Raw genomic sequence first — 26,794 nt, 5'->3', positions numbered from 1 at the left:
CATGAAATTTTTTATTGAATCCATACAAAAAAATGCACAGTAAGAGACAAACTCGGTAACCTATCTGGATTTCAACGTTACATTCCCTCTGGAAAGGGGGGAAGCCTGACACATTTCGTCTAACTTGGCCCCGTGGGCCGCTTCGGACATAAGCACCTATGTGGATACTCGACCAGTTCTTCATCAGTGCAGACCAAATGGCCCCCTTTTTGGTTGGCAGCTATAACACGGGTCTGGTCATCCTGTCGCTACTGGTTGCCATCTTCTCCTCGGGCATGGCCTTGCAAACGGCCCATATCGCCCGTATGGCTGATTTGAGGCGGCATCGCCAGATCGCTATTTGCACCGGTGCCATTGCCTTGGGTGGCGGCATCTGGACCATGCACTTTATTGGCATGCTGGCCTTTGAGCTATGCACCAGCGTGCATTACGACCCGGCCATCACCATGCTCTCGGTTCTGCCCAGCGTGGGAGCCTCCTGGGTGGCCTTGCAAATCCTTTCACAAGCCCGTGTTCAACGTTCTCACCTGATTATGGGCGGCGTGTTGGTGGGCCTGGGCATTGGCGCCATGCACTACAGCGGCATGGCTGCCATGCGTATGGCGCCCATGCTGCGCTATGAACCTGTCACCTTCTTCTTGTCGATCGTGCTGGCGGTGGTACTGGCAACCGTGGCCTTATGGATACGCTTTCGCCTGCATCGCACCCGCCTGACCTTACTGCAACGCGTGGTGATCAGTGGCATTGTGCTGGGCTTGGCCATCTCCGGCATGCACTATACCGGCATGGCCGCTGCCCGTTTCATTGGCCAGACCACGCCACCCGATGACATGATCATCTTCAACAGCACCTTTGCGTCCATGGTGCTCTCCACCTTCACCATTACCGTGACCGTACTGGTGACCGCGGCCAATGGTCTGCTGCGCTATCGCCAGCTATTTTTGAAGATGGAAGAAAGCGAATCACACAACCGCGCCATTGTGGATACGGCGATTGACGGCATCATCACAATCAACAGCCACGGAACCATTCTGGACTTCAACCATTCGGCAGAACGCCTGTTTGGATGGAAAGCCGGAGAAGTGCTCGGTCGCAATGTGAACATGCTGATGCCCGAGCCGGACCGCTCGCGCCATGACAGCTATCTGTCCAATTATTTGCGCACCAATGACCCAAAAATCATTGGTGTCGGTCGCGTGTGACCGGACTGCGTAAAGATGGCAGCTTGATGCCGATGCGCCTGGCCGTCGGTAAAGTGCGTCAACCCGGCGAGCCGCTGTTTGTCGGCTTTATCACGGATATGAGCCACTACAATGCGCTGACCGAATCCTTGCGTCAAAGCGCCGAAAAAGCCGAGCAGGCCGCCCAGGCCAAGAGTGCCTTTCTGGCCAATATGAGCCACGAAATCCGCACCCCATTGAACGCGATTATTGGTTTTAGTGACTTGATGCTGAACGATCAGCTCAATGCGCAACAGAACAAGCACCTGGGCATCATCAATCAGTCCGCTCACTCGTTGCTGGCCTTGCTCAACGATATCTTGGACACGACCAAGCTGGAGCGTGGCTCGGTCGAACTGGAGCAGGTCGACTTTTCCCTGCTTGAGCTATGCAAGCAAATTGAGGCCTCGCTGCGTTTGGCCGCAGATGCCAAGAACCTGGAGTTCCGTCTGCGTTATGCCCCCGAACTGCACCTCTTTTACAAAGGAGACCCCTTACGTCTTCAGCAAGTACTGAACAACCTGATTGGCAATGCCATCAAATTCACGCAAAGCGGCGCAGTACACGTCGATGTGAGCCCTGAACCTGGGCGCAATGCTGTTCGCATCCGCGTCACCGATACGGGTATCGGCATGACTCCCGATCAACTGCGTGATGTCTTTACGCCCTTTACTCAGGCCGATGTGTCCATCAGCCGCCGCTTTGGTGGTACAGGCCTGGGCGTGTCCATTGCCCGCCAGTTGGTCGACCTGATGGGCGGCACACTGGAAGTTCAAAGTACCTTGGGCGTGGGCAGTGTATTCGAGGTCCGCATTCCACTGGAGCCCGGTCAAGAGCCCAACAAGAGCCAGGACGATGATCACCTGCCAACGCTACCTGCCCTGCGTATCCTCGTGGCCGATGACGTCAGCCTGAATCAGGAGCTGTTGACCCTGGCCCTGGAGCAACACGGACACTCCGTTGTGACGGCCGACAATGGCTACAAGGTTCTGGAACTACTCTCCCAAGAGGACTTTGATGTGGCTTTGCTCGATGTGCATATGCCCGAGCTGGACGGCCTGGAAACTGCCCGCCGCTGGCGTGAGCAGGAACGCCGTGAAGCACGCCTGCCCTTGCCGTTGATTGCGCTGACTGCCAGCGTCATGGAGTGCGATCGCCGCGCCACCCAGGAGGCCGGCATGAGCGGCTTTGCCACCAAACCGCTGAACCTGCCGGCCTTGCTGCAGGAAATTGCCCTGGTCATGGGCTTAACCCCCGCCGTCCCCAAAGAGCATCGCGCCGAACCACAAAAAAGCAGTCTGATCGATTGGGAAACGGGCATAAGCCTGTGGGGCTCGCCCGTACGTCTGCGCCGCGCCCTGCTCAGCTTCCTGTCAGACTTGCAGACCCGCTACCCGCTCGATGAAATCCAGCAAGCCTTGCCGAACTGGGAAATAGTGCTGGGCAGCTTGCACGGCATTCGTGGCACCTCCGGCAATCTGGGCTTGCCACAGGTCTGTGCGCTCAGCGCCGAACTGGAAGAAAAAATCCGTCATGGCCAGACTCGCCAGATGCGTGGCCGTATCGAGCAGTTGCAGGAAATGTTCAGTCGCATCGCCCACGAATTAAGCCAGGATGGTGCCCCGGCGCCCTCCTCAGACTCACAACACGTCGTGGTTCCTCCCTCCGATCTTGTCTTGAGCCATCTTCATACCCTGCATCAAAACGTCTTGCTCAATGAGCTCGATGAGCCTTCCTTACAGGTGATTTGCCAGTATCTGGAAAGCACAGGGCAAACCGATATCCTCAATAATCTCAATAACACTATTGACGTATTTGACTTCGTTCAGGCCAGCCTCATCCTGTCTGCGCTAATCAAAGACCTGGATGCCAGCTTGGCCGAAGATACGCCACGCCATGACTGAATTCACCACGCCGCGCCCTACCCTCTTACTGGTCGATGACGAGCCGGCCAACCTGCAGATTCTGCGCCATACCCTACAACAGGATTTCCGTTTGCTCTTTGCCAAAGATGGCCTCAAGGCACTAGAGCTGGCGCAGCGGGATCTACCCGACCTGATCTTGCTGGACATCATGATGCCGCAAATGTCGGGCTATGAGGTCTGTCGAACCTTAAAGGCGGACCTGAACACCCGCCACATCCCCATCATTTTTGTGACCGCACTCTCGCAACCGAACGACGAGCAAATGGGCCTGGGCATGGGAGCAGTAGATTACATCTCCAAACCCTTTAACCCTGCGATCCTGAAAGCGCGCATACGCAATCACCTGTCTTTGGTGCAAATACAGGAACTGCGCGACAGCCGCCTGCAGATTATTCGATGCCTGGGCACCGCTGCCGAGTACAAGGACAACGAGGTTGGACGGCACGTTATCCGCATGAGCCACTACACGCGCATTCTGGCCCACTGGCTGGGCTACTCCAGGGAAGCGGCCGACGAATTGCTGCATGCGGCCCCCATGCACGATATTGGCAAGATCGGTATTCCTGACTACATCCTGCAAAAGCCAGGCAAGTTATCTGCTGAAGAATGGGAAATCATGCGTACACACACCTTGATTGGTGCACGCATTATTGGTCAGCACGCCCACGGCCTGCTAAAACTGGCACGCACCATCGCGCTGTATCATCACGAGAAATGGGACGGCAGCGGGTATCCCTATGGTTTGAAAGGTGAGAATATTCCCCTGCCTGCCCGCATTGTGGCGGTGGCCGATGTCTTTGACGCCCTTGCCAGCGACCGGCCCTACAAAAAAGCCTGGAGTGTGGAACGCTGCATCAGCTATCTGCGCGAGCAATCAGGCCTGCACTTTGATCCGCAACTGGTTGCCTTGCTGGACAAATGCCTACCCGAAATGCTGCATATCAAGGAAAAATGGGCGGATGATGTACATCCGCTGGCAACGACCTAGCCCAACACAGCAGCCTCGCCCCCATCATTCACACCCCGACGACCAGGCTTGCCCGCCCCCCCCTCAGCCCGGCAGGCTTGTCTTACAATAAGAGCTTTCCCACTTACTGCCCGATCCTACATGGCCGCTTTGCGTATTCGCCAAGTCCGACTTCATAAAAAACTGTCTTTGCGCAAGCTGGCCGAGCTTGCCCAAGTCTCCCCCGGCCTGATCAGCCAGGTGGAACGCGGTTTGACCCAACCCAGTCTGGACACTCTGCGCCAAATTGCACGTGCGCTGGATACGCCCTTGTTTTCCCTGCTGGATGACAATGTGGAGCAAGTGGCGGTCGTGCGCCAGAGCCAGCGCATGAGCATTCAATCCGCCTCGGGCGTGCAGTACCAACGGGTGTCGCCAGGCTTTGGCAGTATCGAAATGCTGGCGGGCTTTCTACCGCCGGGAGGAAGCTCAGTCGGGCAACGCTGGAGCCACCCTGCCGAAGAATGTGTATTGGTCACCGAAGGCCAACTACTGGTCGATGTCGGGGATGATCAACACTGCTTGCAAACGGGCGATAGCTGTTATTTCAACTCCAGCCTGCCCCACGCCTATCGCAACCCTTACGACCAGGATGTGCGTTTTATTGTGGCGATCACCCCGCCCAGCTATTAAGCGCCAGAACTAGGCCACGCTGTGTAGCTGGGCCTGGATCAGATCCAGCTCGGTTTCATGGCAACGCTGCAAACGCAGCCAGCGATTCTCATCCATGGTTGCACCGCGTGTCGCCAGCATGATCAAAATGCAAGAATCTTCATCCAACGGCTGCACCATGGCGCTGATGCGTGGAGTACGTTGCGTGGCGCTGCCGACCCAGTAGCGAATCAGCCCTTGCTCGGCCAGAGTTTCCACGCTGACATGAGTCTGGCCACCATCAAACAAGGACCTGCCCACGACCAGGCCCGGCTCCACTGTTTGCGTATCAAAGCAGCCCAGGGACCAGCGTCCCAGAGCATCCAGATCCGCCATATAGTCCATCACAACTTTGGCGGGTCGTTCGATACGGCGGCTGGCTTGATGCGCCCAGGTTTGGCTATCCATTCCTGTTTCTCCTTACCAACCGGCTTGCAAGGTATCGCACAAGCGCAGTACATCCTGCTCGGTGCAGACATTACCGGGCGACAGGCGCAAAACGCCATCACGCTGGTCACAATACAGCTCCTGCTCGCGCAGTCGATCAACCATGGCCTGGGCACGCTGGGCACTGCTGGCACGCAACATGATGCTGCCGCCGCGCTCGTTGTCGTCCAATGGCGTCAACACCGGCCAATTGGCCTTGGCAGCACGATCCAGCAAGACAGCCGTCAATGCCCGGTTTTGTTCCAGCAATTTTTCCACGCCGGTTTCCAGCACAAAACGCATGCCGGGCAAAGAGGCAATGCTGCCCAAAATAGCCGGTGTGCCGTGATCAAAACGACGTGCGCCATCGGCATAGCTGAACTGGTCCAGATTCCAGTTAAAGGGATTTTCCTGGCTGAACCAACCGCGAAACTCCGGCTCGCACTGCTCGATCAAATCGGCACGCACATGCAAGAGGCTGGCGCCCGACACACCGCAGGCCCACTTCAAGGAGGCCGACAAGGTAAAGGCCACGCCTTCATGAACGGTAAACGGCACCAGCCCGGCGGCTTGCGTCAAATCCAGCGCCATCAGGCTGCCCTGTTCCGTCGCGCATTGCGCCATCCGATCCACATCCACCCGGTGCGAGGACGTAGAGCTGACCCAGGTGACCAAGGCCACGCCCACGCTGTCATCCCAGGCCTTGATGAAATCATCGTCCGTCACATAGGACAGGCCCGCGCTTAAGGGGACGGTGCGCAAGGTAAAGCCCAGCCGCAAGGCCAGCTTTTGCAACAGGAAATGTAAGCTGGGAAAGCAATCAGCAGCGACCAGCAAGGTGCGCCCTTTAAGCACATGCGCAGGCAAGGAGCCCAGAATGCTGTAAAGGCCGCCAGTGACGTTTTCACTAAGTGCAACATCCTTGGAGTCCGCGCCAATCAGACTGGCCCAGACATCCATGAACGCCTGTTTCTGGCCCAAGGCGTAGCCCCACTGGCCATCATCCTGTGCCGACCAGACCTGACTGAACTGATCCAGCTCGGCACGCATGGCCGCTTCCTTGCCCTCGAACATGCCAATGGAGTGATAAAGAAAATATCCGGACATCATTTACTTCCTTGAAAATCAATCGGCCAACTGACGACCAGAGGTTTCCTGCACCGTACTCAAGGCCACAATCCCGATCAGCGCCACCGCCATCACGTAAAAGGCAGGTGCCATGCTGGAACCGGTCAAACCCGTCAGCCAGGACGCCACAAACGGCGCCGTCGCTCCACCCAGAATGGTGGCGATATTAAAGCCCAGCGACACGCCGCTATAGCGCACTCGCGTAGGGAACAATTCCGCGTACAAGGGGTAGCCCACAGCCTGAACCACGATGAACGGCAGAATGGACACGGCCACCGCAATCACCGCCAGCGGAAAACTGCCCCAGGAAGCCACCCACATGGTCAGCGGCACCAGTACCAGATAGCCCAATAAACCAATCGTCAGCAAGGGTTTACGGCCGAAACGATCAGACAGGCCACCAGCAAACGGCATGATGAAAGCCGAACACAAGGTAACCAGGGAAATCAGCCAGAACACCGCCGTGCCGTCGTATTTCAGGGTGTGAATCAAATGGGTACTCAGATAGACCACGCCCACGTAGCCTGCTGCATTCTGTGCAAAACCAATGGCAATGACTTGCAAGAGGGGACGGCGGTAATCACGCACAATCAAGGACAAAGGCGAATGCTCGGGGTGATGGCTTTTGAGCATTTCCTTGAAGCGCGGCGAATCCTCGATACGCGAACGAGCCCAGACACACAGAATGATCAAGGGAATAGACAGCAGGAAAGGAATGCGCCAGCCCCACTCCAGCATGGCTTCCTTGCCCACCAGCGCCGTCACCAACCCCGCTACGCCGGTAGCCAGGGACAAACCCAAGGTGGCGGCAGCCGGGTTGAAAGCGCCAAAGAAACCGCGCTTGCCAGGGGGCGAACATTCCGCCACATAGGTGGCTGCACCGGTTATTTCACCACCGGCGAAAAAGCCTTGCAGCAAACGGCACAACAAGAGCAAGGCCGGTGCCGCCAGGCCCAGGGTGGCGTAGGTGGGCAGCATACCCATCAAGGCACTGGCTACTCCGATCCCCACAATAGTGAACATCAAGGCTGCGGTACGGCCATGCTTGTCACCAAACCAGCCAAAGAAAATTCCACCCAAAGGCCGGGCCAGAAAAGCGCCACCAAACACAGCCAGTGTGGACAGCAAGGCTGCGCTTTCATTACCCGTGTGAAAGAACAGTACGCTTAAGGTGACCGCCAAGACGCCATACAACTGGAAATCGTAGTATTCGATCATCGTGCCCAAGCCAGCAGCACTGGCTGCACGCCAGGGCAATACGGGTGCCTCGCCCTGAGGGGACTGTTTCTTGCTCATGTCTCATCCATCCTGTTGCGCGTCACGCGCTTTTTCTGTTTAGTGTGACTAAACAAATTATACGGATGAATATTCCAGCTTTCAATCACTGGGAAAACCCTAAAAGTCTGGCTCGTCGGCTCTGTCTTTATCCATGGCCTCCTGAACCCAGCGTTGGGCAGGATGCAGACTGATGCCCTGTTGACGCAAACGGCGCAAGATATCGAGCATCAGATTGCTACGTACCCGCCGCTGAACTCGCATGGTATTGATGAAGCAACGGATGCTGAACGCCACCCCATCCCCAAAAATCCCATCACACGTCAAGATAGGGGCTGGCTCGTCCAGAATTTCCGGCTCGGACAGCGCGGCGTCGCGCAGAATCTGCATGACCACATCCGCGTCCACATCCAGCGGAAACAACAAGCGGGACTCAATCGCCCCCAGAGAGGTCGGCGTGTAAGTCAGGTTGCGTACCTGCCGCCCCATCATCTGAGCGTTAGGAACCATCACCATGGTGCGATCAAAACGCTCCACATAGGTCGCCCTCAAACGAATCTGACGCACATTGCCTTCACTGCCTTCTACCTCCACCCAGTCTCCCACTTTGACGGGGCGCTCCACCATCAGCATCAAACCAGACGCAATGTTCTGCACAATACCCCGCAAACCGAAGCCCAGACCCACCGTCAGAGCCGTAAAAATCCAGGTAACGGACTCAATCGGCACGCCCAGCATGGACAAGCAGATCACCAGCAAGACGAAGTAAGCGACATAGCCCACCATGCCAACGATGGCATTTTGCAGGCCGGGCTCCAGCGTGGTGTTGGGCATGTAATTCTGACGCAGCCAGGCACGCAAAAAGTGGATCAATACGGCGCCTACCAGCATCACGCCCAAGGCAATCAGCCACAAGTCCAGGCGCCACTGCACAGCCCCCAAACGCAAGGCCTCGCGCGAGACATCCAGCCCCGACTCCAGCATCTGTTTGGGTTCAGTCAGCCAATCCCCGCTGACCATCCAGATGGCCAGACCCAACACCGTCATACGGGCGATCGCAAAGAACACAATAACGAACTGACGTTGCACGCGAATCAGCGACGCATCCGGATCGTGGCTGCGATTGCGCAAATACACCAGCAAGGAATCGGCCATATCCTGCAACCACACCATGCCCACGTAGGCCAGCAAACCCAGGACCAAGGGCATGGTTATGAAATGCGACATCAAGTCGTCCGACAGGCCCTGCCAGCCTCCAACGAACAAGCCCCACACCAGGAGATACACAAGCACGCCGCCTTTAAAGGCCAAACGCGCCCAACTGCGACCTGTTCTGCCTGCCCCCTGCCCCGAGGCGTCCGTACGGTTGAACAGCTCGTCACGCAGAACCCATAAACCATAGCCGTACAAGATCAGATACAGCAGACTGCTCACCGCATCAGCCAGGGACAGAAACGCATCCGAAACAGCGATTGATCCTCGCAAAAAACTGCTTGTGATGTCGACATACACAATCAGAAAAAAGGCGGGGGCAAAATAACGCAGTCGACGCTGAGTCTGCGTGGACACAGGGATCAAACGCCAGGAAGCCCGAGGCTGCAGCACCATACCCTTGATACAGGCTAGTGCCACCGTCGCTGCCCATGCTCCTACTTTCAAGTACGCCAGGAACTCAAACTGAGTTGGAGCCAGGTCTGGCCGATGAAACACCCATTCAATCAACTGATCCACCACCACCCAGATAGCGATAAACCACAAGAAAAAATTGGCAATCGTCAGACTGGAACGACGTAAACGCCCGGTAGGCAAATAACGGCTGACCCACGCTGGCATCATGCGGAACAAAGCCAGTACCAATAGCAGAACAGCGGCCGCCATCCACAATGAAGCGTTGCTTTGCTGCCCACTACTGTTGCTCCACGTCTGCCGCCATTGCTGTGCAAAGTCGGACAGTTTTTGGCGGTCTGCAGGCCAGGCCTCGCCCAAGTCGGGCAGGCTCTCCAGCAGGATCAGGGAGGAAGTACGTTGCCAGCGTTTGGCGTGCTCGTAACGCTCGGTCGCTTCTCGCAATAGTTGGCGGGTCTGCTGCGCTTCCAACTGCACCAGGCGCGCTACGCGCACATCAGCGCGCAAGGCGGCATCAGCCCGTCGTAACTGCATGCGCTCGTTATGAAGCGTGACTTGATCCGCCTCATCCCCTGCATCCTCGCCCAGCTCTTGCAAGCGCGCTCGCAACAAACGGCTACGGCGCTCCAAGGACTGCACCACCCGACCGGACAGCTCCAACGCTTGCAACAATGTCTGATCTTGCTCGTAAGCACGCTCTGACCGTATCGAGATCTGATTGTCGTCCAACCGGTACTGCATCAGGCGGATCTCATCCTGAGTCCGCTGCAGATCGCGCATCATTTGACGCTCTTGCTCGACCTCGGGCAAGGCTTGTGCCTGTGCGCCTGCCCAGGCCCCCATCAGGCTCAGGCACACGAGCAAGACCTGTACACCTAGTCGTAGCGGCTTCATGGTTTCTGTCTCCCTGGACCCTGCCTGTTGTTGTTATCTGGATTTACTCATTCGACAAGGGATTATTGTTTTCCGTTTGGCTGGCCGCTGGCGTCGTTGGCAAGACCGTCATGGTCTGCGTATGGTGCAGCGCCAGCCCTTCTTTGCGCAACTCATCCAGAATATCGAACATCAAGACACTACGTACCCGGCTACCGATACGAGGCGACGATACATAGCAGGTGGCGGTAAACTGCAAACCATTGGCATCAAAACCGTCCAGCGTCACATCCGGTGCGGGGTCCGCCAGGACATCGCTGTGGTTTTGCATCACATCCAGCATGATAGCGCGCACCCGTTTAGCATCCGTGTCGATAGGCATATTGATCTTGACCTTCACCACGCCCAAAGGGTTGCTCAAGGTCACATTACGTACAGTTTTGGTGATGAATTCGGAGTTCGGCACAATCAGGGTGGAGCGGTCAAACATCTCGATTTCTGTGGCCCGCGCATTGATCTTGCGTACATTGCCCTCCACCCCGTTCAGGCTGACCCAGTCACCAATCTTGATGGGTCGCTCTGCCAACAAAATCAGGCCCGACACGAAGTTCTGCACCACCGCCTGCAAACCAAAACCGATACCCACGGACAAGGCGGAAATCACCCAGGCCATGCGCTCCAGGCCAACTCCCAAAGACGAAATCGCCGTAGCCACCACAATGAAATAGCCCACATAGCTAAACAGATTGGCGGTAGACACACGCATACCGGGGTCAATACGCGTCGCTGGCAAAAACTGGTTGGCAACCCAGCGTTGCAAGATCTTTACGAACAAGATGCCCAGCACCAGAATCAGCACCGCCAATAACACCGAGCTCGGTTTGAGCTGCACCTGGCCCAAAGAAAAACCCGTGACCAGAAAACCAAGACGACGCTGTAACCACTGCGTAGGATCTTCCCCGAAGGGCAACAAAACCAGCGTAATCGCCGTAATAATCAGGCACAGACGCAGAGCCCCGGACAGCACAATCACAATCTGGCTGCTGCCGCGCAACTGCGAGCTGGTCCATTCATTGGCCGCCCGTTTTTCCTTGAACTGCTGCAGCAGACTTTGGCCGATATCGGCAATCAGGGCAACCAGCACATAACAGGTGCAAATCACCAGACCGAGCCACAACATTTCCTGCACAATCAGGCTGCTCAGCGCGATATAACCCAGCAAGAAGGCAATCATGCCCAGCACAATCACCACGCCCAGGGTGACGGGAATAGCACGCAACCAAGTCATCCCCTGCTGTACGGGTGCCGTTTTTTGCGGGTCTTCACCCATTTCAGGCGCCGACGTCTTTTCACGCCCCTGACTTAAATTCCAGGCAGCAATCGCAATAAAGATACTCAGAGTCAGCGTGTTAACGCTGTTGACCAACAAGGTCGTGCTTAGCGTGGCGTTGATCAGCCCCAGCAATTGCTGCGACATCCAGGTCAAGGCCACCATGACGCCTAGCGCCAGCGGCAGCCAGGCCAGCTTCAACGCTACCTTGCCGGGAATCGGGGGCAAACGCCAGCTAGGACGTTGTGCCGACAAAAGCACACGCCCCATCCCCGTCACAAAGCCACCCAGGTACAAGGCAAACACAGATTTGGACACAAAGCTGGCCAAATCCGGCGTCAGATTGCCGTTCCAGTAAAACAGCCCTGCCGCCACCGAGGCCAGCAAACCGGGGGTCAGGCTATAGAGCACAATCAGCGCCGTGGCATAAAAAGAGCGCCGCAAGCGCGAAGGCTTGGTGTGGCGGATGGTAAAGCGTTCCATCCCCCGTACCGCCCAGACCGACAGAACCAGCAGTACCCCGGCTAACGCTGCCGCCAACCACGGCACATAAGCAGGCAAGTTCGTCACCCGCTGGGCCAGATCCTGGCGCATACGCTCTACCCGAGCCAGATCGCCGGGCAAATCACGCGATACATTGCGCCAGAAGCGCGGTGTCAAAATCGATTGCGACTGTCGCCCCAGCTCTGCCTGAAAAATCATCCGGCGCTGTTTAGACACCTGATCCAGGCCTTGCGTGGTTTCCACTCCAATCAAACGGGCCAGCTTGAGCATGCCGTCCAACTCGATCACCGCTTGCTGCAACTGTGCGCGCTGACGGGCAATGTCCTCGGATTCGCCGGCCGGATCATCGACCACCCCCAACTGAGTCAAACGCGCCGTGACGCTTAATAACTCAGGCTCCAGACGCATGCTCATCTCCTGCGCCTGCTCTTGCGCCAGCAATAGCTGATTACGCAACGCCACCAGATCCGTATCACCCAAACCGTCATTTTTCTGCAAGCGCGCCTGCACCGTTTGCAAGGTGTCGCGCAATTCATTCAAAGACTCACTGGCCTGGGCAGGCGTCCAGGCTACCGTCTCAGCCACCGTGGGAACCGTCGCCATGCTCAGCACCAGCACCAGCAACCACAAGGGCAAAAAAGCACACAGGCGCGAGCGGCGAAAGGCGTGCATCAAAAAAACTCCGGCTAAAAAATCAGGCCCCTCATGGAATCATCTGGGCAGCAGAAACAATGCACAGAATACCGAAAGAATCACTCTCTTGGCACAAAACAGAAGGAACAAGCGAAAAATCCTTCCCCTCTCAACCAGCTAGATCACTTGGCACAGCATGCCCTGCTCCCGGTTGCCACAGTCACTTGCCAGTTACCCCGGACAACAAGCCGGTCAAGACTCAAAACAAAGCTCAAAAGAACCGCCCTAAAAACCATCAGCAAAAAAAGTAAAAACCGAACAGGGTAATCAAAGAAAATTAAAAAACAATAAAAACCCCAGAAAACAAAAAGCATTATTCATAAGTCTTTTTTTGATTAAAAATTAAGTTATTCTTGCAGCATGCTTTAACTATAAGACGGCTATGAAATATAAAAAATCGAAATAAAATAAAAAATCAGGCAGCAAATAATTAATTGCAAAATCACGATGAAAATAATTAGCCGATAAACAATTAGGTCGCTTGAAATCATTTTTTTGAAACACAAAGAAAGGAATAACTGTGCCTCCTACCGAATACAGAAAAGAAACCAAAATGACATTCATCCTGCTTTTTTTAAGACTGTCACTAGCCCTCACTCTTTTATCTGCAGTGGCAGACCGCTTTGGGCTTTGGGGGGAATTAAATAATTTCGATATCACATGGGGCGGGATGAACCGATTCCATCAGGACGTAGAGGTTCTGACGCCGTGGCTTTTCGCAAGCGCCATTCCCGCACTGAGCTGGTTTGTCACCATTTTGGAATTGCTGCTGGGAATTGCCTTGCTCCTTAACTACAAAAGCGCGCTAGCAGCTCTGCTCAGCGGGGTGCTGTTTCTGATTTTTGCTCTGAGCATGAGCTTTTTCCTGAGCACAAAGCTCATGATCAATTTCAACGTCCTGGTCTGCTCGGCCAGTGCCTTCCTGCTATGGCAGCTAGAAAAAGCGAGAACCTCGCCAAGGCCTTAGCAAAATCCAAGGCTAAAACCAGCGTATTCACAAATGCACCCTACCCTTTTCCCACTGACAGGAGATCCCATGTCTGAGACTCGACTTAACCCATCTGCTTTGTCCCCCAACATCTACAAGACCATCGTCAAGTACGACGCCCAAATCTACAGCGAGACCACACTGAACAAAGAATTGATTGAGCTGGTCAAGGTCAGAATCTCGCAACTGAACGGCTGCGCATTTTGCATTGATGTGCATAGCAAACATGCGCTGAGCCTGGGTATTTCCGAGCGAAAACTTCTGCTTTTAAATGCGTGGAAAGAAGCCCCCCTGTTCACCGAGCAAGAGCAGGCCGCACTGCGCTGGGCCGAGCAAGTGACCTTTATTCAGAATCTGGAGGACAAGCAGACGCATCTGCAGGAACTCAAGGCTCACTTCAATGACAAGGAAATCGTTGATCTGACGTATCTGATCGGTTTGGTCAACGTCTGGAACCGCTTGGCCATCAGCATGAACTACGAAATCAGCCGCTAACCAACAGACCATTTTCCATACAAGAGGGTGACGTATGATCGACGAGCTGCATCTGGATGAACTGCTCAAGGACGAGCATCTTGGAGCAGGCAATTTCATCCACAAAATCCATGAGAAGTTCTATCAGGGCAGTGATAAAAAGATTTTGTCCCTGATCGACAATGAGGCGTGCAAAAAGCAAGATTTCTCTATTCAGGAAATCATTGCAACGGCCAGACGGATTGCTTCATCCTACGAACAAACAGGTGTCAAACCCAAGGAGGTGGTCAGCCTGTATTTTCAGGACAGCATCGACTACTTCCTGCACTTCTTGGCCTTGAACAGTATCGGGGCCATCCCTGCTCTGATCAATGGCGAGCTGAACACCGATATTTTGCTCAAGTTCTTGCACAGCGTGCGTCCCAACCACCTTGTCATCACACCCGAAAAAGAAGCAGAAATCGCCAAGGTGTTCGCGCAAGCGAACTACCACTTGCCCATACACACGATTGACGCGCTAAAAACACGACAACAAGCCACATCACGACCTTTCTATGCGCATGAACCACAAGACGTGATCATGATTGGACACACGTCGGGGACCACCGGCATTCCCAAGGCGGTGATTTTCACGCATGAGTCCATGTTTCATGGCGTCAGGTCGCAGGTCAAGAAACAGAAAGGGGACCATATCCTGTCCATCCTGCCCCACTCTCATGGGGCTTCGATTTCGCTGTTGATGCTCTCTTTCACCCGTGGGGCACACGTCACTATTCTCAGTAAAAAAGATCCCGCAACCATTATTCGGGCCGTGCGGGAAACCCGTCCCAATGTCGTGATTGCTTTCCCGAAAGTCTACGTAGACCTGTGCCGTCACACACTGAGCGAATCCGACTTTCAATCCATCAGCTACTGGATTGCAACCGGCGATGCCAGCCATGAAAAACACATCAGAAAACTGGTATCCCTGGGCCATCACGAGCGGGACGGGCAAACGGTTCCAGGCTCGTTCTTTGTCGACAATCTGGGTTCGTCGGAATTTGCCTTTGCCATTTTCAGAAACGTCCACTCTCCCCAATCCGACAATTACAAACGTTGCATTGGAAAACCGTTTCCCTGGGTTGACGTGGCTGTTTTCAATGAGCAAGGACAATATCTTCAAGAAAACAGCGTGGGCCGGCTGGCGGTGAAATCCAAATCGGTGACTCAAGGGTATTGGAACAACCACTCCCTGACCGAGATGAACAAGATTGACGGCTATTGGCTGACGGGTGATCTGGTCTATTTTGATGAAAAGCGCAATTTCTATCATGTAGACAGAACCAATGATTCTCTCTCGTTCAATAATGTGGAAATTTATAGTTGTCAGATCGAAGAAGCGATTATGGCGGACATCAATGAAGTCTTCGAGGCCACGGTCATCATGACCGATAACAATGAGCTGATCGCCTATATCGAACTGCTTGATTCCTGCACCGTGTCAAAAGATGAAATCACTGAACGAATCAATCAGCTCATGCGGCAAAAAAACTGGCCAGCCCTATCCACGGTTGAATTCCAGTCTGCTAACGAATTCATCGGCGTAACAGGCAAGAAGCTGAAACGACAGCTGCGCGAATTGGCCCACTCATAAGGAAACACCCATGCAAAAAACATGCCTGATCACCGGAGCCAGCAGAGGGATTGGCTATGAAACCGCCAAGGGTCTGGGCCATAAAGGCCATAAGATCTACATCACGGGTCGCAACAGCCAAAAAGGCCAGGAAGCAGCCCAGAAACTGAACCAGGAAGGCATACAGGCCCGCTTCATTGAACTGGACATTACGGATCCGCAGTCCATTGTCCGCGCACGTACGCAATTGGCCCAACACGAGGAAAAGCTGGACGTGCTGATCAATAACGCCGGCATCATGATCGACTCCATTTTCACCCCGGACAAGGTCTCGTTTGAGGACTTTTCCTCTACCTTGTCGACCAATACCACCGGTCCCTACTTTCTTATCCAGGAACTCATGCCGCTGCTGGCCAAGTCGCCTGATGCGCGCGTTATCAATATGTCCAGCGACCTGGGAGCCCTGTCCCAGGCCTCGGACCCGCAGTCCCGATTCGACGCTGTACTGGCCCCTGGCTACCGTATTTCCAAAGCGGCCCTGAATATGGTCACGCTGATCTATGCCAAACACTTTCGAGACACTGACATCAGCATCTGCTCCTGCAGCCCTGGCTGGTGCCAGACCAGCCTGGATCCCCACATTGACTCCTCCAAAGCGCCCAACACGGCCCTCGATGGTGCCCAAACACCGATCTGGCTTGCCGCAGAGGCCAACAAAGCAGACATCAACGGTCAGTTTTTCTATAAAAAATCCACCATCAACTGGTAGCGTTTTTCATTACGATACCGAAGGAGAGCCCTATGGACACCCTAGCCTCACCAGCACACAGCCTTGCAGACAGCGTCCTGGCCATCGTCCAGAACGCCGTTCAGTCGCAAGCCGAACTCGAAAAAGCCAGCGACGAGCAAATTGATGCTTTGATTACCGACATTGCCCAGACATTTGAGCAAAAACTGGAGTACTGGGCCCAAACCGAACTGGACGCCACGCGCATCGGCAACCTGCCTGACAAGATACACAAGCTTGGCTTGGTCACCGACCGGGTTTACCGGGAGCTCTATGGTGAAAAAACCTATGGACGCCTGCATGGCAGCAAAACTTTTATTGAATACGCCAGTCCGGTAGGGCTTATTTTCGCCATTGTTCCGCTGACCAATCCGGTGCCAAATTCGCTGTTCAAAACCCTGCTCAGCCTCAAGACCCGAAACGCCCTGATTCTGAGCTACCCGCGCAAATCGGATCAACTGGGGGCCCAGGTGGTCGCAACGGTTCAAGCGATTCTCAAAAAGCACCACCTGCCTGAAACGCTGGTTCAAGCCGTGCAAACACCTTCACGCGAGACGACCCAGCTCATCATGCAGTCGGACCAGGTCTCCTTGATTCTGGCAACCGGTGGCGGCGACCTGGTGAAAACCGCCTATAGCTCCGGCACCCCAGCCATCGGAGTCGGCCCAGGCAATGTCCCCGTCTATGTCAGTGCCAGCGCAGACCTGTCACAGGCAGCCGACGATATTTTGCAAGGCAAAACCTATGACAACGGCATTGTGTGCGGCTCTGAAAGCAATATCATTATTGATGAGCGTGTGTACGAGGAGTTTGTCGAGACTCTGAAACACAAAGGGGCGCTGCTGATATCGGAAAAACAGCATATCGATGCTCTTTTTGATGACAGCACAGGCCGACTGCACCGCACCCTGATTGGTGTTGACGCCATGACCTTAGCCAAGCAGATGGGTGTGGACATCCCCACTCCGATCAAGCTGATTCTGATTGCCGCCGATCCCGAGCAGCACGCCTTCCTGAGCCGGGAAAAAATGGCTCCGATTGTGACGTTGTACAAATCTGAGGCCGGCCAGGGGATCAGTCTGGCGGCACAATTGTTGTGGCAGGAAGGAGCCGGGCATTCGGCCGTCATCCACAGCAAAGATCAGGAAGAGATTCATCAGTTTGCCAGCATCCTTCCTGCCGGGCGCATTCTGGTCAATATGCCCGCGACCCAAGGCATGTTGGGCATCAGCTCGGATATCCCGCTCTCGTTCATGCAAGGGTCGGGATCCTGGGGAGGCAATATTTCTACCGAACCCGTGCATTGGCGGCACTTGGTCAATATCAAGCGTTTGACGTTCAAGAAATAAGCCTCAAGGCCTGCAACAGGCCCGCTTCCTCGCTGATCCGGCGATAGCCTTTCAGGGAGGATACGAGACCTGGACAGCCATGTCCGACCCATGAAAACAGGCCAGATAGACCGCCATGAGATCTGTCTGGCCTGTTTCTTTTTCCGAAACGAACTTCCCTAACGAATCTGCTCCGCCACCATGAATCCGGACGCCCCTGCCAAGCCAGGGCCTGGGTGAGTAGAGGCACCGATGTGGTAGACGTTTTTGTACGGTGTGGCGTGGGAGCGCGCACCATTACTGGCCGCAAACGGACGCATCCAGAAGAACTGGTCGGGCGAGCAAATACCCGAATACGGGTCGCCGCCCACCAGATTGCAGTTGATGGATTCCAGATCTGCAGGCGACAGTACCTTCTGGCCCACGATCTGTTGACGCAAACCGGGCATGACGCCTTCCAGTTGGTCGATGATGCGTTCGGCCACGGCCTGGCTGACTTCTTCAGTCCATTTGCCGTCGGCAGGAACATCGATCTTGCCAGCCGCATCGCCACGCAATTTGGATGGCATATCCTGCATCTGCATCCACAGAATCCATTTGCCTTCCGGCGCACGGCTGGGGTCCAGAGAGCAAGGCTGGCCAATCGCCACGGTGAACTTGGCAGGGATCAAACCGTTATTGGCCTGGGCCACGCTCATGCTGACGTCCTCCAGGCTGTCGGACAAGTGCAGCAAGGGCACTTTCAGCAGCTCTGGATCGCTCCAGTTCGGCATGCTGTCCAGTGCCAGATGAATTTGCATGTCGCCACGGCCAAAGCGGTAGGCATTGGCTTGTTCGCGTACTTGAGCGGGAGCGTCCGGCAACAGACGACCATAAAGCTGTGGCGCAGTGACGTTACACACGACATGGCTGGCTTCGTAGACCTGGCCACCGGCACGCACGCCACGGGCTTTTTGTCCTTCCAGCACAATTTCTTCCACTTCGGTGTTCAGTTGAATACGGCCACCGGCCTTTTCAATCATGGCGCATAGCGCACGCACCAGATTCTGGCCACCGCCTTTCACCACCGGCATGCCACCGGCCACCACGGCGGCAAAGGTCAGCTTGCCGATCAGGGCCGAGCAGGCATCATCCGGGCCCAGGCCCGAGTGCAGGACCCAGGGCGCCATCATGCCGCGCACACGGTCATCTTTCAGTTCACGGTCGGCCCAGCGGCGGAAGGATTCCAGCGACTCGCGTCCGTACTGAACCATGCCGTCCATGCGACGCTTGCGCCATTGCGAAAACAGCAGACCCAACAAGCCACGGCTGTAAGGCTCGGTGCCCAGCAAGCCAAAGGTCAGACCGGCATCGCGCTCGAACAACTGGCTGCACATGGCACCGAAGGCATCACCATCGCCTGCTTGCAGAGCATTGATACGTTGAATCGAATCGCCCACATCGTGACGCAAGGCCATGCCCTTGCCATCGCTACCCACCACGCCGGTGGTGTAGCCATTTTCCAGAAACTCCACGCCCTGGGCGGCCAGATCATCCTTTAGGCGGGCATAGGCAGCACCGGAGGTGAACAAGGGGTACCAGGACGACAGCAGTTCGTGGGTAAAACCGGGGAACAGCTCCTCGGTACGGATACACCCACCCGCGCGGTCGTTACGTTCCAATACCAGGACTTGCTTGCCCTTTTGAGCCAGCAACGCCGCGCATACCAGAGAATTGATGCCACTGCCCACCACAATGACGGCATACGATTTTTTATTTGTTGAGTCTGTCATCCCACACCTTTTTTAAATTGCCCTGAACGGGGTCAGGGCTTGTGAACCCGCAGCAAGAAACAGGTGTCAACAAGCCCTGGACCTCTTTTACCGCACTTTTCTATTTATGAGCCAGACGACTGCGCCTGCCAGCGTTCAAACCAGTGACGGGGCGACTTGCCCTGCTCTGGCCCGAGCACGGAAAAGCCACCGTCCACAGGCAGATCAATCCCTGTCATCCAGGAAGCCGCACCCGACACGGCAAACAAGACCACTTGGGCCACTTCCTCACCGGAACCGACTCGGCCCAGAGGATGAACCTGCGCCCCCACCTGATTGGCCAGTTCACGCGAACCACCACTCATGCGTTCGACGGACGGCGACCAGGTCCAGGCGGGCGAAACCGTCAGCACCCGAATCCCGGAAGGCGCCAATTCCACGGCCAAGCTTTTGGTGAACTGCAAAATGGCCGCTTTGGACGCCGGGTACAGCGCGCGTCCAGCCACGCCGAATTTCCCGCCCGTACTACCCATATTGATGATGACCCCGCCCTGCCCCATATGCGGCGTAGCTTTCTGGGCCAGAATCGCGCTGGAGATCAGATTCACATCCAGCGTCTGATGCCACAACTCCCGGCTGGAAGCCAGGCCTTCGTCCCCATAGGAACAGGCATTGTTCACCACAATATCAATGCGGCCGGTTTGTGCCAGGGCCGCCTGCACGCAGGCATCCAACTGCGCATCGTCGCAAATATTGGCGGCCATGAACTGGGCCTTGCCCACAGCCTGCAAACGCGCCTCGGTACGCTGGCCTTCTTCCTGGCTGCGCCCGACAATCAGCACCCACGCACCGGCGGCGCACAAGGCCAGGGCGATATCCGCCCCCAGCCCTTGTGTGGACCCGGTCACGATGGCGACCTTACCCTGTAAATTCACCTTCATGTCTTGCTGCATGTGCTTCTCCTACTATGCTTGTGGCGCACCAAAGACCATCGCCCAATCTTCGTCCCGATCAATATGAGCAATCAGGCTCATGCTGGCCAGGGAGGCTTCATGCGTGGCGGGCGGTGCGCCGCAGGCGCTGGCCACCACCGCCACTTCATAGCCCATATCCACCGCATGGCGTACCGTGCTTTCCACCACGGAATGGGTGGCCACGCCAGCAATCACCAGACGCTCTACGCCCAAACGACGCACCACCGGCTCCAGCGCGGAACCAAAGAAAGCGTTAATACGCGTGTGGTGGACTTCAAACTCGTTGGGCAAGGGAGCCAGCCCGTCAAAGAACTGGGCTCCCCAACTGCCGGTCTGCATGGCACCGATGCGTTTCACATTGTGCAGAATCGGTGCATTGCACAGCAGATCGGCATAGTCAGGCCGATAGCCCACCCGCACATGCACAATGGGCACGCCCTGTGCACGGGCCTGTGCCAGCAAACGGCCTGCGGCCTCGATCAGGGCCTGACGCTGGGGGCTGTTGGCCTCTACCCCCACACGGATCAGACCATCAGCGTGCAGGACGTCGTTCTGATAATGCAGGGCCAGCAAGGCTGTGTGATGGGCTGCCGACATTAGATGTACACCTGAATCGCGCCGTGAACCGCGTCCCGATCCACCAGGTTCACCTGCTTCATACGCAGTTTCCAGCCACCGCCTTCCTGCGCTTGCAGCTTGTGAATCAGGCTGCCAACACGGTAGACCGGGTCTTTACCGCGCCACTCCATGGCGTGAAAGCTGGAGCGCACCACCAGATAACCTTCCGGGTCGGTACCATCGATCATCACATTGCCCAGCACGCGGCAGGACTGAGTAATCGGCTGCTGAGACCAATTACGGTGGTTTTCCAGACGACGAATACGCAGTTCACGTAGCAGCTTGTTTTCCCAGCACAGGGAAATGTGATCGTACGGGCTTTCCTGGTCGTAGCTATGAGGAATCCAGTACATACCCTCCTCGGTCCACAGATCCAACCATGCCTGCCAACGGCGCTCGTCCAGCAGACGAGCTTCGTGGTAGATGAACTGCTCCACTTCGCGGATGGCTTCCAGGCTCAGCGTCACAGGTGTGACCTGATCCACGCTGACGTCAAAATCAATATCAAACAACATAAGAATTCTCCTTGGCTCGGACAGCAGCCCGCTTAAGCCTGTGCTGCTGGGGCGATAGGCTCACCGGAAGCCGAACGCACCGTGGCTTTACCACTGTCTCCCGACTGCGCAGGCGCGTCGTACAGGCTGGTGGTCATGAAATGCTTCCAGGCGCGGAACTGGTTGCGCATGGGCAGTTCGCTGGTGCCGTTGATGGCTACCATGCCGCCTTCAATAGGCTTGTCGGTGCCGTCGTAGCGGTGCATGCTGATCCATTCGCCGCCCTTGGTCTTGTTGCCTTCCTGGCAACGGCCATAGACTTCAATGTCGTCCGGCATCACGTTGGACGAAGGCGAGTTGATCAGGTTGGCGTACATCAGGCCACGCTTGTAAATATCGTCCGGTGCGCCCTTCAGGCGGAACAACTGGATCTCCACGTGGGTGCGGTCCACTGCGACCGGGCGAATCACACGGAACTGCTGGAACACGGTATGTGGCGAGCCACTGCCGTAAATAATGCTGTTGTGACGGTTCTCGCCCAGAATGTTCAGAGCTTTTTCTTCACCGTAGGCTTCTTTCAGCGTTTCGTAGTGCGCCTTGGTGATCGGGTCGGTTTCGATGGCACCGGGATTGAAAATACCTTCCATATAGCCGTGGCCATTATCAAAGGCGTACAGGTCCAGCTTTTCCCAGAAACCGTAAGGCTCACCATTTCCGTCCATGATATGCAGTTCCAACGGCATGGAGCCATAGTCTTCGGCCTGTTCGCGGGCAGCCACGTAGGACGACTCATGCGTGACATTCGCGTGCATGGTGTCGTGCAGGTTCTCGTAAAACACTTTCCAGTTGGAAGGCTGCCAGACCTTGAAGCTGCCACCGGCCACTTCCACTTCACCCACAGGCGAGCGATCGCACAGATTGTCGATGGAAGTGATGATAGGGCCCAAAAACTCTTTCAGATCCGGGCCGTGGGCGCTTTGACAGGCGAACACAAAGCCACGGTAGCTTTCCACACGAGCCACACGGCGCATGGAGAAGTCCGGGTGCTTGGGGTCGAAGCAGGTGTTTTCCAGGCCGTTTTTCATCGGCGCGGCCAAATGTTGGCCGTCCAGCTTGAAGGTCCAGGCGTGGTACGGGCAACGAAAAAACTTGCCGGCATTGCCACAGCCATCAGCCACCACTTTCGCGCCCTTGTGCGGGCAGCGGTTGTACAGTACGTACACCTTCTTGTCGCTGCCGCGCACCATGATGACGTCCTGGCCACCCAACAAGGTAGTGTGGTAGTCGCCTGGGTTAGGCACCTGGCTGTCGTGACCGATGTAGATCCAGGCACGGCCATAAATGCGTTCCATCTCCAGACGGAAGATTTCAGGATCGGTATAGACCGATTTATGTACGCTGTCTCCCCGCACCAGCGCGGACAACTGCTCGTTGCTATAGCTCATCATTACCTCCTTGCTGCCGGATGCTTAGCGCACCCTCTTTATGACTTTTCCATCTTGCACTGCGGTGCAAAATGATCCTGGAACTGCTCGAATACGGTGGACACAATCTTGTTGCTCATCTGGCCCTTGTCATTCAGGGCCACTTCGCGCATGTAGTAGGTCTGCACCGGATACTGGTTGTTGTTAAAGGCAAAAGCCCCGCGCACGGACTCGAACGGTGCGCTGCGTAACGCTTTACGCAAGGCCTCGCGGTCGGTGGCGGCCTTGGGGTCAGACTTCAATGCGCCATCCAGCAACAAGGCGGCGTCATAACCCTGGGAGGCATACATGGACGGCAGGCGTCCGTAGGTCTTTTCAAACTCCGCCACAAAACGCTTGTTGACCGGGTTATCCAGATCCGGCGACCACTGGGCGGCGTTGGCCATGCCCTTCATGGACTCACCAATGGCACCAATCGTGTCCTGGTCAGCCGAAAAACCGGGCGTATAGACCGCCAATTGGGTAGACAGACCCGAGTTGATCAACTGCTTGATAAAGGACACGCCCATACCGCCTGGCAGGAAGAAAAACACCGCATCCGCACCCGAAGCCCGCATCTGGGCCAATTCGGCGGCGTAATCCATCTGGCCGACCTTCACATAAACTTCGTCGGCAATCTCTCCCTTGAACAGACGCTTGAAGCCTTCAATGGACTCACGACCACCGGGGTAGTTGGGGGCGATCAAATAGACTTTCTTGTGCGCCTGATCGGTCACGTACTTGCCCATGGCGGCAGGAATATCCTCGTTCTGCCAGGACACGCTGAAGAAATTGGGGTGGCAACGCTCGCCCGCGTAATCGGCTGGGCCGGTATTGGCGGAAATGTAGACGGTGTCACTGTTCAAAATCGTCGGCATCACGGGCAGCAGCACATTGGAAAAAGCAATGCCGGTAATGACATCGACCTTGTCGCGCTTGACCAGACGGTCCACCGCTTGACGGCCTTCCATCGGTTTTTGCTGATCGTCCAGCACCTCCAAAGCCACATCCACACCGCCGAGCTTGCCGCCCGAGTGGTTCAGGCCCAGCTCGAAACCATCACGGATTTCCTGGCCAATAGCCGCACCAGGGCCGGACAAGGTGGTCAATAGCCCCACCTTGAATACTTCCTGACTAGACGCCGGGCTACAGGCCAGGGCCAAGGCCAAGGTGCTCATACAGAACGCTAATTGTTTCTTCATGTTTGTCTCCGTCCTCTGTCTTTTAAAAACTGGACTTTAAGCCTGCCTTGGTCCCCCAATACGCCGGAAGCGGTGTATCACTGACGCCTGTATGTGTTGCGGCGCTTGTCCTGCAGGCCAAAGAAGACGGGCCCAAGGGACTACGTGAATACAGCAATTCCCAGTCGTATCCCAATCTGCTAAGGTGCCGGGACAGGATTACTGTTTTAGGTTTGAAATACATTAGACCGGCTCGGAACAGGCGGCTATCCAGATTCGGCAAGCCTTATCCCTAACCGGCAAAAATTTGGAGACACACATCATGCAAGCGTGGTTTATGTCAGGGCTGGCCCCCTTGCAACACAGTGCGCCGCGCTTTGAATCGCGCTGCCCGGATCAGACACGCAGCGAGACCGCCGGTTTTCTAACCGAGCACCGCCTGACCTGGAATGACGGCCCAGTCGATGCCTCCCTGCGCTATGCCAGCAGCCACAGCTTTTCCTTTGTCTTGCTGAAATATGGCGCGGCGGTGCAGGTCTCGCCGGGGATTCTGGAAGACTTTCTGCTGTTTCAGGTGCCGATACAGGGACGATCCTGTATTCGGGTTGGTCGGGAGTACGTCCAGGCCAACCCTAACATTGCCAGCGTGATCTCCCCTTCCCTCCAGGTTGAACTGGATTGGGAACAGGGCTGTGAACAATTTTTGGTGAAGATTCCGCGCCACCGGCTGGAAGAAGTGGCCCGTCAAACCTTGGGCCTGAGCCTGGACAGGCCGATTGAATTTGCCGCGGGCATGTCGCTGGATTCACCGCACGGCTGTGCCTGGCAGCACCAGATTGGCAGCTTGCTGGCTTATGGCGGGCATTTACCGCCAGAAATGGATCAGTGGTCGCGTCAGGCCGAAGACAATCTTTTGCTGCATCTGTTTCATACCCAGCCGGGTAACTACAGCCAGCAATTGCAGCAAAGCGTGCGCCCGGCCAGTTCACGCCGGGTACAAAGAGCCGAGGATTTCATGCGGGCCAGCCTGGACGAAGCCCTGACGCTGGAACAGATTGCCACCGCGGCCTGTGCCAGTGTGCGCAGCCTGACGCTGGCATTTCGTACGGAACGGGGGCTGAGCCCCATGCAGTTCTTGAAACAGATTCGTCTGGAAGCGGCCCAGCAAGCCATACGCACCGCCACACCCGGCACCCAGGTCAGCGAGATTGCCTTGCGCTGCGGGTTCAACCATTTCGGCCGCTTCTGTGCGGACTACAAGTCCCGCTTCGGGCGTTCGCCCTCGCAGGACTTGCGTATCGTGGATTAATCCTTCAAGGCTTTGCCGGGAACCCACACACGGCCATCAAACAAACGACGCGCCGTACGATAGAAGGAACCGGCCTTGGCAAACCACTGGCCGTCTTTCTTTTCCACTTCCGCACCTACCGTCAATACGCCGGACGGCATGCCCAGACGCAGCGGACCTTGGGGGGCAACCGAGTCAGACAGGCATTGCGAAGGCAGGCTGCCCGTCAAACGAGCAGCCACGGCGGTACACAGCGAGATGGTCAGGGGCAAGGCGCGGTGCGGCTGGCCATTGGAAATCACGCGGGCAACCAGATCAATCTCTTTGGCGGGAACCACGTCGCCGGACAAGGTGGGATTGTCCTGGGCGGGCGACACGATGCAGACAAAAGGCACGATGCGGATCTGACGTGCCGCTTCCACATCGGGAGCAATGCCCATGCGCACCGAGGCCTGTACACGAATCGCGTCCAGACGCTCCAGTACTTCAGGGTGGGCTTCCAGCCAATCGGGCAGTTCAAGACCGGTCAGGCCCACATCAGCCGCGCGTACAAACACCGCCGCATTGGCCGCGTCCACCAGCGACACCTCGATACGGCCTACGCCAGGGACATCCAGCCATTCAGTCAACTCACCGCTAGGCAGCAAGGAACCGGTAGAGGCACCGCCCGGTTCCACAAAGTCCAGACGGATAGGCGAGCCTGTGCCGCCTACTCCGGGAATGGACAGATCGCCGTCATAACGAGGCTGGCCATCTTCCACCGTGAAATGGGCGTGGATGATCTTGTTGGTATTGGTGTTCAGGATGCGTACACACGCTTCGCCATCCTCAACCTTGACCATGCCTTGTTCAACAGCGTACGGGCCGACGGCCGAGCTCATATTGCCGCAGTTGCCACGGTAATCCACCTTTTCTTCCTTGATGGCCACTTGCGCAAAGGTGTAGTCCACATCGGCGTCCGGATGGCTGGACGGGCCGATAATACACACCTTGGACAGGGAGGAAACGCCGCCGCCCATACCGTCCAGTTGGCGACCGTATGGGTCCGGCGTACCCATGGCGGCGGAAAACAGAGGCGTCCAGTCTTCGCGCTCGGCAGGCAGGTCTGCCATATTGAGCATCAAGGCTTTGCTGGTGCCACCACGCATGAACACGGCGGGAAGGGATTTTTGCTTCATC

General features: G+C 56.0%; 22 protein-coding genes. 10 read left to right on the top strand and 12 right to left on the bottom strand.

Annotated features, from left to right (window positions below; all coding sequences use genetic code 11):
- Positions 1–158 precede the first annotated feature (158 nt).
- From ACDI13_RS15355 to ACDI13_RS15340, 4 genes are all read left to right on the top strand, one after another.
- On the top strand, positions 159–1,202 hold the full coding sequence (locus ACDI13_RS15355) for an MHYT domain-containing protein (protein ID WP_316990682.1): 1,044 nt from the start codon (positions 159–161) through the stop codon (positions 1,200–1,202).
- On the top strand, positions 1,199–3,124 hold the full coding sequence (locus tag ACDI13_RS15350) for an ATP-binding protein (protein ID WP_316990681.1): 1,926 nt from the start codon (positions 1,199–1,201) through the stop codon (positions 3,122–3,124). The genes ACDI13_RS15355 and ACDI13_RS15350 overlap by 4 nt, the downstream gene beginning before the upstream one ends.
- Positions 3,117–4,133 carry an HD domain-containing phosphohydrolase gene (locus ACDI13_RS15345; RefSeq protein ID WP_316990680.1) on the top strand — a complete coding sequence of 339 codons (1,017 nt, stop codon included), beginning with the start codon at positions 3,117–3,119 and terminating at the stop codon, positions 4,131–4,133. The genes ACDI13_RS15350 and ACDI13_RS15345 overlap by 8 nt, the downstream gene beginning before the upstream one ends.
- 120 nt (positions 4,134–4,253) lie before the next feature.
- On the top strand, positions 4,254–4,784 hold the full coding sequence (locus ACDI13_RS15340) for an XRE family transcriptional regulator (protein ID WP_316990679.1): 531 nt from the start codon (positions 4,254–4,256) through the stop codon (positions 4,782–4,784).
- A 9-nt stretch (positions 4,785–4,793) separates the two neighbouring features.
- On the opposite strand, the gene ACDI13_RS15335 is transcribed toward ACDI13_RS15340, so the two are convergent.
- The 5 genes from ACDI13_RS15335 to ACDI13_RS15315 all read right to left on the bottom strand — a co-directional run bounded on the left by ACDI13_RS15335 (position 4,794) and on the right by ACDI13_RS15315 (position 12,636).
- Positions 4,794–5,210 (bottom strand): hypothetical protein, encoded by a 417-nt coding sequence (locus ACDI13_RS15335; RefSeq protein ID WP_316990678.1) that lies wholly within the window; start codon positions 5,208–5,210, stop codon positions 4,794–4,796.
- Positions 5,211–5,222: 12 nt separating this feature from the next.
- Positions 5,223–6,338 (bottom strand): aminotransferase class V-fold PLP-dependent enzyme, encoded by a 1,116-nt coding sequence (locus ACDI13_RS15330; protein ID WP_316990677.1) that lies wholly within the window; start codon positions 6,336–6,338, stop codon positions 5,223–5,225.
- A 15-nt stretch (positions 6,339–6,353) separates the two neighbouring features.
- Positions 6,354–7,652: an MFS transporter gene (locus ACDI13_RS15325; RefSeq protein WP_316990676.1), complete on the bottom strand. Its 1,299-nt coding sequence runs from the start codon at positions 7,650–7,652 to the stop codon at positions 6,354–6,356.
- Positions 7,653–7,751: 99 nt separating this feature from the next.
- A complete protein-coding gene (locus tag ACDI13_RS15320) occupies positions 7,752–10,151 on the bottom strand; it encodes a mechanosensitive ion channel domain-containing protein (RefSeq protein ID WP_316990675.1) in 2,400 nt (799 codons plus the stop codon).
- 43 nt (positions 10,152–10,194) lie between these two features.
- Positions 10,195–12,636, bottom strand: a complete 2,442-nt coding sequence (locus ACDI13_RS15315; RefSeq protein ID WP_316990674.1) for a DUF3772 domain-containing protein — start codon at positions 12,634–12,636, stop codon at positions 10,195–10,197.
- A 541-nt stretch (positions 12,637–13,177) separates the two neighbouring features.
- Here ACDI13_RS15315 and ACDI13_RS15310 point away from each other — a divergent pair.
- From ACDI13_RS15310 to ACDI13_RS15290, 5 genes are all read left to right on the top strand, one after another.
- On the top strand, positions 13,178–13,624 hold the full coding sequence (locus tag ACDI13_RS15310; RefSeq protein WP_372372506.1) for a DoxX family protein: 447 nt from the start codon (positions 13,178–13,180) through the stop codon (positions 13,622–13,624).
- A gap of 69 nt (positions 13,625–13,693) precedes the next feature.
- On the top strand, positions 13,694–14,140 hold the full coding sequence (locus ACDI13_RS15305) for a carboxymuconolactone decarboxylase family protein (RefSeq protein WP_316990672.1): 447 nt from the start codon (positions 13,694–13,696) through the stop codon (positions 14,138–14,140).
- A gap of 34 nt (positions 14,141–14,174) precedes the next feature.
- Complete coding sequence (locus ACDI13_RS15300) at positions 14,175–15,752, top strand: class I adenylate-forming enzyme family protein (RefSeq protein WP_316990671.1); 1,578 nt, start codon at positions 14,175–14,177, stop codon at positions 15,750–15,752.
- A 10-nt stretch (positions 15,753–15,762) separates the two neighbouring features.
- Positions 15,763–16,500: an SDR family NAD(P)-dependent oxidoreductase gene (locus tag ACDI13_RS15295; RefSeq protein WP_316990670.1), complete on the top strand. Its 738-nt coding sequence runs from the start codon at positions 15,763–15,765 to the stop codon at positions 16,498–16,500.
- A gap of 32 nt (positions 16,501–16,532) precedes the next feature.
- Positions 16,533–17,867: an aldehyde dehydrogenase family protein gene (locus ACDI13_RS15290; RefSeq protein WP_316990669.1), complete on the top strand. Its 1,335-nt coding sequence runs from the start codon at positions 16,533–16,535 to the stop codon at positions 17,865–17,867.
- Positions 17,868–18,025: 158 nt separating this feature from the next.
- Here ACDI13_RS15290 and ACDI13_RS15285 read toward each other — a convergent pair whose 3' ends face one another.
- From ACDI13_RS15285 to ACDI13_RS15260, 6 genes are all read right to left on the bottom strand, one after another.
- The gene (locus tag ACDI13_RS15285) at positions 18,026–19,618 is read right to left on the bottom strand and encodes an NAD(P)/FAD-dependent oxidoreductase (RefSeq protein ID WP_316990668.1); all 1,593 of its coding nucleotides are present in this window, start codon (positions 19,616–19,618) and stop codon (positions 18,026–18,028) included.
- A 104-nt stretch (positions 19,619–19,722) separates the two neighbouring features.
- Positions 19,723–20,550, bottom strand: coding sequence for an SDR family oxidoreductase (locus tag ACDI13_RS15280; protein ID WP_042488955.1), 828 nt, complete (start codon positions 20,548–20,550; stop codon positions 19,723–19,725).
- 12 nt (positions 20,551–20,562) lie between these two features.
- The gene (locus ACDI13_RS15275; RefSeq protein WP_316990667.1) at positions 20,563–21,168 is read right to left on the bottom strand and encodes a cysteine hydrolase; all 606 of its coding nucleotides are present in this window, start codon (positions 21,166–21,168) and stop codon (positions 20,563–20,565) included.
- Entirely contained in the window at positions 21,168–21,704 is a 537-nt protein-coding gene (locus ACDI13_RS15270) for an aromatic-ring-hydroxylating dioxygenase subunit beta (protein WP_316990666.1), read from the bottom strand. Before ACDI13_RS15270 ends, ACDI13_RS15275 begins: the two co-directional genes overlap by 1 nt.
- A 32-nt stretch (positions 21,705–21,736) precedes the next feature.
- The gene (locus tag ACDI13_RS15265) at positions 21,737–23,128 is read right to left on the bottom strand and encodes an aromatic ring-hydroxylating dioxygenase subunit alpha (protein WP_316990665.1); all 1,392 of its coding nucleotides are present in this window, start codon (positions 23,126–23,128) and stop codon (positions 21,737–21,739) included.
- A gap of 38 nt (positions 23,129–23,166) precedes the next feature.
- Positions 23,167–24,348 (bottom strand): ABC transporter substrate-binding protein, encoded by a 1,182-nt coding sequence (locus tag ACDI13_RS15260; RefSeq protein WP_316990664.1) that lies wholly within the window; start codon positions 24,346–24,348, stop codon positions 23,167–23,169.
- 301 nt (positions 24,349–24,649) lie between these two features.
- On the opposite strand from ACDI13_RS15260, the gene ACDI13_RS15255 reads away from it, so the two are divergent.
- The gene (locus ACDI13_RS15255) at positions 24,650–25,636 is read left to right on the top strand and encodes an AraC family transcriptional regulator (protein ID WP_316990663.1); all 987 of its coding nucleotides are present in this window, start codon (positions 24,650–24,652) and stop codon (positions 25,634–25,636) included.
- On the opposite strand, the gene ACDI13_RS15250 is transcribed toward ACDI13_RS15255, so the two are convergent.
- Entirely contained in the window at positions 25,633–26,793 is a 1,161-nt protein-coding gene (locus ACDI13_RS15250) for a PrpF domain-containing protein (RefSeq protein ID WP_316990662.1), read from the bottom strand. The genes ACDI13_RS15255 and ACDI13_RS15250 overlap by 4 nt on opposite strands.
- Between the last annotated feature and the right edge of the window lies 1 nt (position 26,794).

It is taken from the genome of Alcaligenes faecalis (assembly GCF_041521385.1).
GTDB lineage: Bacteria > Pseudomonadota > Gammaproteobacteria > Burkholderiales > Burkholderiaceae_B > Alcaligenes > Alcaligenes faecalis_E.
This window is presented reverse-complemented; position numbering and strand designations above follow the sequence as displayed.